7 protein-coding genes are annotated in these 9,482 nt (G+C 32.4%); all 7 read right to left on the bottom strand.

From position 1 onward, the window contains the following. Positions 1 to 8: 8 nt before the first annotated feature. The 7 genes from modA to nifH all read right to left on the bottom strand — a co-directional run bounded on the left by modA (position 9) and on the right by nifH (position 9,162). A complete protein-coding gene (gene modA, locus RH99_RS09845; RefSeq protein ID WP_010237218.1) occupies positions 9 to 857 on the bottom strand; it encodes a molybdate ABC transporter substrate-binding protein in 849 nt (282 codons plus the stop codon). Further along, complete coding sequence (gene nifB, locus RH99_RS09850; RefSeq protein ID WP_010237220.1) at positions 838 to 3,606, bottom strand: nitrogenase cofactor biosynthesis protein NifB; 2,769 nt, start codon at positions 3,604 to 3,606, stop codon at positions 838 to 840. Before nifB ends, modA begins: the two co-directional genes overlap by 20 nt. 22 nt (positions 3,607 to 3,628) lie before the next feature. Next, positions 3,629 to 4,957, bottom strand: coding sequence for a nitrogenase iron-molybdenum cofactor biosynthesis protein NifE (nifE, locus tag RH99_RS09855; protein ID WP_026038460.1), 1,329 nt, complete (start codon positions 4,955 to 4,957; stop codon positions 3,629 to 3,631). A 5-nt stretch (positions 4,958 to 4,962) separates the two neighbouring features. Then, positions 4,963 to 5,091 carry a hypothetical protein gene (locus tag RH99_RS19905; protein WP_279373934.1) on the bottom strand — a complete coding sequence of 43 codons (129 nt, stop codon included), beginning with the start codon at positions 5,089 to 5,091 and terminating at the stop codon, positions 4,963 to 4,965. Between the two features lie 223 nt (positions 5,092 to 5,314). Beyond that, complete coding sequence (gene nifK / locus RH99_RS09860) at positions 5,315 to 6,694, bottom strand: nitrogenase molybdenum-iron protein subunit beta (RefSeq protein WP_010237225.1); 1,380 nt, start codon at positions 6,692 to 6,694, stop codon at positions 5,315 to 5,317. Next, entirely contained in the window at positions 6,694 to 8,298 is a 1,605-nt protein-coding gene (nifD, locus tag RH99_RS09865) for a nitrogenase molybdenum-iron protein alpha chain (RefSeq protein WP_010237228.1), read from the bottom strand. The genes nifK and nifD overlap by 1 nt, the downstream gene beginning before the upstream one ends. A 42-nt stretch (positions 8,299 to 8,340) precedes the next feature. Next, positions 8,341 to 9,162 carry a nitrogenase iron protein gene (gene nifH, locus RH99_RS09870; protein WP_010237229.1) on the bottom strand — a complete coding sequence of 274 codons (822 nt, stop codon included), beginning with the start codon at positions 9,160 to 9,162 and terminating at the stop codon, positions 8,341 to 8,343. Positions 9,163 to 9,482 lie beyond the last annotated feature (320 nt).

The following is a 9,482-nucleotide window of genomic DNA, read 5'->3' on the forward strand; positions in this document are numbered from 1 at the left end:
TTGCTATTCTATTTATCTACTGAAAATCCATATTTCTGTAATATACTCTTTCCTTTACCAGTAGTAACATAATCAATGAACTGTTGAGCTGCTTCTTTATTTTTTGATTCACTGATTACAGCTATAGGATAGTCTACTTGTAACTTTGAAAACTCCTTATCTGGTATTACTTCCAATTCCTTTTGATTAGTTGCATCTGTCTTATAAACAACACCTGCATCTGCATCTCCAAGTTTCACCTTACTTACAACATCTTTTACATTTAATTCTTCACTCTTTATGTTTTTTATTATCTTGTCGTAAGTAGCTTGGTCTATAGTATTATCAGCTTTAGCAGCATCTAATGCTTTATGAAAATAATTTCCAGCTGGTAGAGATTTATCTCCCACCACAAGTTTAACTCCATCATTTCCTAAATCCTTAAGAGAAGTTATAGATACCTTACTTGACTTATTTTTAGCTATAACTAACTGATTCTTTGCAAAAATAATATCTTTATCAACTTTTTTTGCATCTGTTAAAGTTTTCATGTTTTTTGTATCTGCTGATGCAAATACATCTACATCAGCTCCTTGATTAATGGAAGCAACTAGCTGCTGACTACCGGCAAAATTAAATTTTACCTCTATGTTTTTGTCCTTTTTAATTTGTTCACCTATTTCCTTATAGCTTTCAGTTAAACTAGCTGCTGCAAATACAGTAATCTTTTTAGCTGGTTCCTTATTTTCAGCCACTTTATTTTGAGACGCATTGTTTTGGGAAGTACTTTTTCCACAAGCTACACTAAACATTGCTACTAGCAAAATACCAATGATTAATATTGTAAACTTGTAACCTTTAAACAGTGACTTTTTCATCCTTAATCTCTTCTCCTTCTTGTGCTGACATTTCTTCTGCCGCACGTTTAATTCCTTTATCAATTGAATCATACATTTGAATAAGCTTAATTCCCTTTTCTTCCAAAGTTTTTACTGGTTCGATTCCTGCTCTCAATACAAGAACAGCATCACAATCATTAATAGTTTTTACTATTTTTGAAATTTTATTCTCAGAATCTTCACAGTCACTAGATCCTGTGCAATATTGATCTACATCTCTACTTTCTAAGAACTTTATATTTCCCCCTTCATAAGAATAAATTTGAAATTCCTTAGCATGACCAAAATGTTGGTCTATATCTACACCTGATTTAGATGCTATGGCAAATTTATATTTTGTCATTTCAATAGCCTCTTCTGTCTTAGCCTTTTCCTCGTTCTTGCTGCCACATCCTGAATTGCAACCACTTCCACAGCCTACATCTTTAAAATCAGCTGATTGATCATTGCCAAGCATTCCTATTGCATCTGCTCTACACTGTTTACAATGATACATTTGCTTAAGATCTATTGAACATTCTTTTCTCATATCATTTAATTCTTTTGTAGTAGTTAGTGGTCTATCTGCAAAAGCACTTTCCTTTACAGGTATAAGCTGCATTATATTTGTCATAACAGCACCACATTCTTTAGCTCTTTTAACTACTTCTGGAATATGCTTATCATTTATTCCTTTAATCATTACAATATTTACCTTACAGACAATTCCCTTAGAACATAAATATTCAAGTCCTGAAAGCTGATTATGCATAAGTATATCTGCTGCTTCTTCACCAGTATATCTCTTACCAATATAATTAACTTCCTTATATATTTGTGCACCTATTTTTTTATCTACCGAGTTCATTGTTACTGTAATATGGGATACCCCAAGTTCTATTAATTGATTTGCGAAAAATGGTAACATTAATCCGTTTGTTGAAAGACAGAAAGTTATATTTGGATCTTCTTTCTTTATTAGTTCAATGGATTTCTTAACAACATCAAAATTAGCTAAAGCATCTCCAGGACCTGCAATTCCTAAAACAGTCAAATTCTTAAACTTAGCCTTAACCGCTTTAAATTTTTCTAAAGCTTGCTCTGGACTAAGAATTTCGCTAGTAACTCCTGGTCTACTTTCATTAACACAATCATATTTTCTACTACAGTAATTGCAACTTATATTACATTTAGGTGCTACAGGTATATGCATTCTTGCGAATTTGTGAGCATTATCCCCATAACACGGATGAGTACATGATTTTTCTTCATTTGTAAGTGACATTGTAACTACTTCATTATCTTTTTCCATATTTTTTTCCGTATTTAATTTACTTACTGTATCCATAGTATCTTCCCCTTCTTTTTTAGGAATGAAAAATTTGTCATAGGAATTCTTCCTAAAGTTATTTTCCTTATCTTCTAGAATAGTATTGGCAATACAATCTATAAAAAATGCTGATCCATTATATCCTGTAAATATTTGTCTTTGTGCTCCTACTCTGTCGTGAACAGGGAATCCTATTCTAACTATTTTTACAGCAAGTCTACCTGCCATTCTTCTTCCGTCTGAATTTCCAATCATAACATTTATATTAAAATCTTTCGCATAAGATTCTATAGTCTCAAAATCAGTATCATCTAAAATAACAGCTTTCTCTTCTTGCTTCGCAAGTTCTTTTTCTAATTTATGTTTTAACTCTTTATTTTTTGATCCTGTTGCAATAAGCTTTACTAATACTCCATTTTCTGCACAAGTTTTAGTTATAGCTAGTACAAGTTCTGGTTCTCCATATATGATAGCTCTAGCTTCACCGTTATATTTGTGGCTATCTATCATAGCATCTAGGTATCTTCCTCTTTCTAATTTAAACTTATCTGGCATATGTTTGCCAGTTATTTTCGATATTATTGACATAAATTCATCAGTATTCCTAAGCCCAATAGGAATATTACATTTATAAAGCGGTACTCCAAACTCTTCTTTTAAATACAGTCCAGGTGAATAATCCTCTGGTACTGTCATGCCCATTTCTATTGTTGCTGCGGCACTTCCCATTTTTTCAATATCTTCTATTTTTGTTCCACCCTTAGGTAGTCTTGTATATTCTTCATTATGAGATGAATCTAAGGTATTAGATACATCTGGTAAAATAGTATATTCTACTCCAAAAGTTTCAAGAATACTTTTTATATTTCTAACATCTCCAGGATTTATATTTGCACAAATAATGTTTATTTTCTTATTCTTAACACTAGTTTCAGGTTTTTTACAAACTTGTTCAACAATACTTCTTAATGCCCTAAAATAACCTTCCGCCTGTGTTCCACCATATCCCGGAGTTGACGTCGTTATTATTCTTACATTTTTATAAGCTTCATTTCCCTTTTCTTCTTCATTGAATTCATATATAATCCTCTTTATATCCTCACCTATAGTTTCAGCAAGACAAGTTGTCATTACACCTATAGTTTTTGGATTATACATCTTAATCATATTTTTTAAGCCTGCTTTTAAATTATCAGTTCCACCATATACAGTACCATTTTCTGTTAGCGAAGATGAAGCTATATCAATAGGCTCATTGTAATGAGTTGCCATATGCCTTCTAATATATGTGCTACAACCTTGAGAGCCGTGTAAAATTGTCATATTTCCTTCTATTCCCTTAAAGGCCATAACTCCACCCATTGGCATACACATTTTACACGGATTAATATTTAAATTCACAAAATTCCGACTATTCAATATAATCACCTCCACTTATATTTTAAACATAATCCCATACAGGACTGTTTATTGTTGATTCAATTTCTTTAGCAAAATTCAAAGATCCTACATAACCACTTAACGCATGTTTTCTTTCGTGATTATGATCACAGAATGCTATTCCTAGTTTATATGCTAAAGGTCTTTCTTTTACTCCACCAACTAATATATCAGCACCTTGTTCTAAGATGAATTTCTCTAATTCATATGGATTAGCATCATCTAATATTACAGTACCTTCATTAGTAATACTCTTTATAATATCATAATCGTCCTTTTTACCAGTTTGAGTTCCTACCATTACAGTTTCCATACCTAAATTTCTAAATTGTTTTATTAAGGATATTGCTTTAAAAGCACCACCAACAAATATAGCAGCTCTTTTACCCTTTAATTTTTCTCTATAATGATCGAGTTCACCTTCGATTTTTTGCTCTTCTGATAAAACGAACTCTTTTGCTCTCTTAACTTTATCTTCATTTCCTAAAATATCTGCAATTTTAAGTAATGAATTCTTTGTATCCTCAACTCCATAAAAACTTACTTTAATATATGGTATTCCATATTTTTCTTCCATCATTTTTGCTAAATACATCATGGAACCCGCACATTGAACTATGTTAAGTTTTGCCTTTGGAGCATTTAATATTTCATCATAACTACTATCACCTGTTAGCTTCGCTACAACATCAATACCAAATTTCTTTAAATAATTAGTTACAATCCATATTTCACCTGCTAGATTAAAATCTCCTAAGAAATTTATTCCATCAATTTTTTCATCAGTAGTTTTTTCTCCCATTAACATCATCAATGCATTACATGCAGCTTTGTATCCAGTTGACTTACTTCCCGCAAATCCTGGTGATTTGACAGGTATTACTCTTATAGAATGTTTCTTTTCAGCAGCCTTACAGACAGCATCAGTATCATCACCTATAACTCCAACTATACAAGTTGAGTAAACAAATATTACCTTTGGATGATGTGCTTCTACAATTTCATCTATAGCTGCAGATAATTTTTTTTCTCCACCAAATATAACATCTTTTTCTCTTAAATCTGTAGAAAAACTATTCCTATATATTTCTTCTCCACTACTAAGACTTCCTCTTATATCCCAAGTATAACTAGCACAACCAATAGGTCCATGTACTAAATGATAGGCATCTGTTATTGGATTTAAGACAACTCTAGCTCCACAGTATACACAAGCCCTTTGACTTACTGCTCCTGATACACTAGCTTGATCACACTTAAAATCTCCACCACCACATCCGCCACCTTCACTTTTCTTATTATAGTAAACGGACTCTTCTCTTTGTTCTATTACTTCTAATTTTTTTTTTGAACTACAGTTTTATTTTCAATTCCCTCCTTAATATTATCACCTTTATCCACTAATTCCAAGCACTCATCAATGGTTGAAGCATCATAACAAAATTCTTTTTTTCTATTTTCCATAATTACACCTCCAAAATTTTAATTACAATAGAGCTGCCCTAAAAAATTGCTATATTAAAATTTGATTCAGGACGATACCGCAATCGTCCTGAATCCATGGGGCATTTATCAATATAGCCACTGCCAATTTTATCATAAAAATAACTGGGCAATTATATTTTTATGATAATATAATTTTATACTTAATGAGATTGACAGCAAGCTTGTAGATAGCTAAATATAATTATCTTACTACTTCAAAGTCTTCTTCTGCACATTCTCTTTCTATTTTATCAAGGATAACATTAGTGATTTCTTCTACTAAACGTATTGCGCCTTTGTATCCAACCTTTGGATTATGGTAGTGTCCATATCTATCCATTACTGGGAAACCAAATCTAACAAATGGAATATTCTCTTCTCTTGCAATGTATTTTCCATAAGTGTTTGATATCAATAAATCAACACCTTCATTTTTTATCCATTGATGTATATCAAAGAAATCGCCTTCAGCTTTAACTGTGCTACCTTCTATACCAGCTTCTTCAAGCATAGGGTTAATTGCTTTTGCAAATTTAGCACCTGGAGTACCAGTAACTACATATTTTGGTATAGCTCCTAATTCTATTATGAATTTGCTAAGTGCAATTATTTCATCAGGATCACCAATCAATGCAACTTTTTTGCCTTGAAGATACTGCTGACTATCGATCATTAAATCAATTAATTGACCTCTTTCTTCTTCTATTGATGCTGGTACTTCTTTACCTGTTGCTTCAGACATAGCCATTAATAAATCATCTGTAGCAGCAACACCAATAGGAGTATTCAATGTTTTAAATGGTACTTTACATTTCTTTTCTAATGTTTTTGCACCTAATTCAGAAGCATATGCTCCAAGTGCAAGTGTAAGATCTGAATTTCCTGAATCAACTATATCCTCAATCTTTGCTCCACCATCTGGATACATTTTGAATTCTCCTGTAGTAGGACAATCTAATACTCCACTAGTATCTGGGAACATTGTATAAGGGATATCCATAGCTTCGAATAATCTCTTTATTTCTCTCATATCAGCTGGACCAACAAATCCAGGAATTATATTTATTTTACCATTCTTTTTATCAGTGTTTTTAGCTAAATATTTAACCATACCTTCTACCATGTTAGAGAATCCAGTGATATGTGATCCAACATAACTTGGTGTATTAGTATGAATAACTAATTTACCTTCTGGTATACTACCTGCATCTTCCATTTGGCTGATATAAGTAGGTAAATCATCACCCAATGTTTCAGATAAACAAGTTGTATGAACAGCTATTATATCTGGATTATATAATGAGAATATATTCTTAACAGCTGTTTTTATATTTGAACCACCACCGAATACGCTGGCACCTTCAGTAAATGAACTTGTAGTAGCCATTGCTGGTTCTTTAAAATGTCTTGAAAGTACTGTTCTGTGATAAGAACAACAACCTTGTGAACCATGACTATGAGGAAGACAATTGTGAATACCTAAAGCAGCATACATTGCTCCTACTGGTTGACAAGTCTTAGCTGGATTTATTCTTAATGTTTTTCTTTCTACTGTAATCTCTTTTGGTGTTGCATCTAACATTATACTTCCCCTCCTACTAGAACTTTACTTTCATCTGAAGCCTTTTTCCAAGGTGGTGTTATATACTTCCATGCTGGTGTATACACGCCATTAACAAGTTCTCTTCCAAAATTAACTACGCCTCTAAATCCTGCATATGGACCAGCGTAATCATAAGAATGAAGTTGTTTAGATAATATTCCACCCTTTTGGATAACATATTTTTCTTTTACTCCTGCAAAGAACATATCTGGCTTTAATTTAGCTATTACTGTATCCATATCATGATGATTCATATCATCGATTAATACAGTACCATCGCCCATTTCTTTCATCATTCCGGCATAGCCAGATAATGATACACCTTCTGCTTTAAGCTTTTCTGCTCTTTCTTTTGAAATTACAATACGGTATTTTTCTGCATCTGGAGTAACAGTTATTTCAGGAATGTTTTTGCTATCTGCATCAATTTTTATTGTTGGGATAACTTCTCTTCCTTCATAATCATCACGGTGAGCAAACTCAAATCCAGCTACTAAAGTTTCTACGCCAAAGCTCTTAAGCATATTCATGTATGTGTGTGATCTTGATCCTCCAACATACAGACAAGCTGTTTTTCCTTGAAGTTTTTCTTTGAAATAATCTAAATCATCTTGAATTGCAGCGATTTCTTCTGCTATAACTTCTTCAGTTCTCTTAGTGATTTCTGGATCATCAAAACATTTAGCCATATCTCTAAGTGTTTCACATATTCCATCTATACCTATGAAGTTGCATTTAATCCATGGAATACCATATTTAGTTTCCATCATTTCAGCAATGTAGTTGATAGATCTATGACACTGTACTAAGTTTAAATCTGCTTTATCAGCATTTTGAACTTTTTCATAAGTAGCATCACCAGTTAGAGTTGCGTTTACGTTATATCCTATTTTTTCAAGGATTCTATCCATTTCCCAAGCATCTCCGCCGATGTTGTACTCTCCTAATACATTTACAGAGAACTTCTTTTGCTCTTTGTTTCCTTTTCCTATTATATCACTCATAACAGTATTGTTTGCTATATGGTGACCTGCAGATTGTGATACCCCTTTATATCCTTCACAGCTGAAAGCATGAACTGGAATTCCAAGTTCCTTACTTGTTGTTGCAGCTACTGCTAATATATCATCACCGATAAGACCAACTGGACATGTTGCATAAATACCTATAGCTTTAGGATGAAACATTTCATATGCTTCATGTACAGCTTCTGTTAACTTATTAGTTCCACCAAAAACTATATCACTTTCCTGCATATCAGTAGAGAATACATATTCGTTGAAGTTTTGGCCATCTCCATTTTCTGGTCTTGACTTAAATCTTCTTCCACCCCATGTATAGAATGAACAACCTATAGGACCATGAGTTATATGAATCATATCTTTAATTGGTCCCATAACAACACCTTTACAACCTGCATAAGCACATCCTCTAGCTGTTATTATACCTGGTACTGTTCTTGTATTAGCTACTATTTCTGGTTGTGGATCTTCCTTAGTTTTGATAACAATATGACTACTTCTACTTTTTTTAGTTTTAGGTATATATTTTTCTAAAATCTCGTCTCTTAAATTTTCGCTCACGAAATTCACCCCTCATTATGATTAAATAAATTTTATATACTATTATAGATCAGTTAAACCATGTTCCATTAATATTGCTTCTAATCTTTCTTGAGCCATTGGTTTTGGAACAACGAACATGTCATTTCCATCAACTTTTCTTGCTAATTCTCTATATTCTTCAGCTTGTTCTGCTTGAGGATCAAATTCTATAACAGTTTGTTTATTTATTTCAGCTTTTGTTACCATTGGGCTTCTTGGTACAAAGTGTATTAATTGACTTCCTAGTTCTTTAGCAAATGCATCTAGTAATTCGAACTCATTTGCAACTTTTCTACTATTACAGATGATACCACCTAGTCTAACTCCACCACTCTTAGCATATTTCTGTATACCTTTTGAGATGTTGTTAGCTGCATATAATGCCATCATTTCTCCACTTGCTACTATATATATCTCTTGAGCTTTTCCTTCTCTGATTGGCATTGCGAAACCTCCACAAACAACGTCTCCCAATACATCATAGAATACATAATCTAAATCGTCTGTATAAGCTCCAAGTTGTTCTAACATGTTTATTGAAGTTATTATTCCTCTTCCTGCACATCCAACCCCTGGTTCTGGACCGCCTGATTCAACGCATCTGATTCCGCCATATCCTTCTTTTAATATAGACTCTAATTCTACGTCTTCTCCTTCTTCTCTTAATGTATCAAGAACTGATTTCTGTGCAAGTCCTCCTAATAATAATCTTGTTGAATCCGCTTTTGGATCACAACCTACTACCATTATTTTCTTTCCCATAGCGTGTAGTCCTGAAGTTAAGTTTTGTGTTGTTGTTGATTTACCAATTCCACCTTTTCCGTAAATAGCTACCTGTCTCATTTAAACATTCCTCCTAAAATTTAAGTTAAATTATTTTTGATTTTTTCTGTAAAACTTATGTTGTTTTTTAGCTTGAATAAAATATATCATAATTTATTAGGTAATACAATAGAAAAATTGATAAATTAATAATGTTTTTTGATATTTGTTGACAAAAGTTTAATGAAAACGATATTTTGTTGAATTTTATCAAAACAATTATCAATATGATAATTGTCAATGCTAATTTATACCTACTGCATTAATGAAAATATATAAAATTAGCACTGTTTTTATAAATAATTTGATATTAGGAATATTTATAAGTTCATTCTTGCTAG

It is taken from the genome of Clostridium arbusti SL206, from assembly GCF_000246895.1.
Classification (GTDB): Bacteria; Bacillota; Clostridia; order Clostridiales; family Clostridiaceae; genus Clostridium_I; species Clostridium_I arbusti.

Coding starts and splice junctions, on each gene's coding strand:
- modA (WP_010237218.1), bottom strand. CDS start 857: ATGAAAAAGTCACTGTTTAAAGGTTACAAGTTTACAATATTAATCATT.
- RH99_RS19905 (WP_279373934.1), bottom strand. CDS start 5,091: ATGGAAAATAGAAAAAAAGAATTTTGTTATGATGCTTCAACCATTGAT.
- nifK (WP_010237225.1), bottom strand. CDS start 6,694: ATGTTAGATGCAACACCAAAAGAGATTACAGTAGAAAGAAAAACATTA.
- nifH (WP_010237229.1), bottom strand. CDS start 9,162: ATGAGACAGGTAGCTATTTACGGAAAAGGTGGAATTGGTAAATCAACA.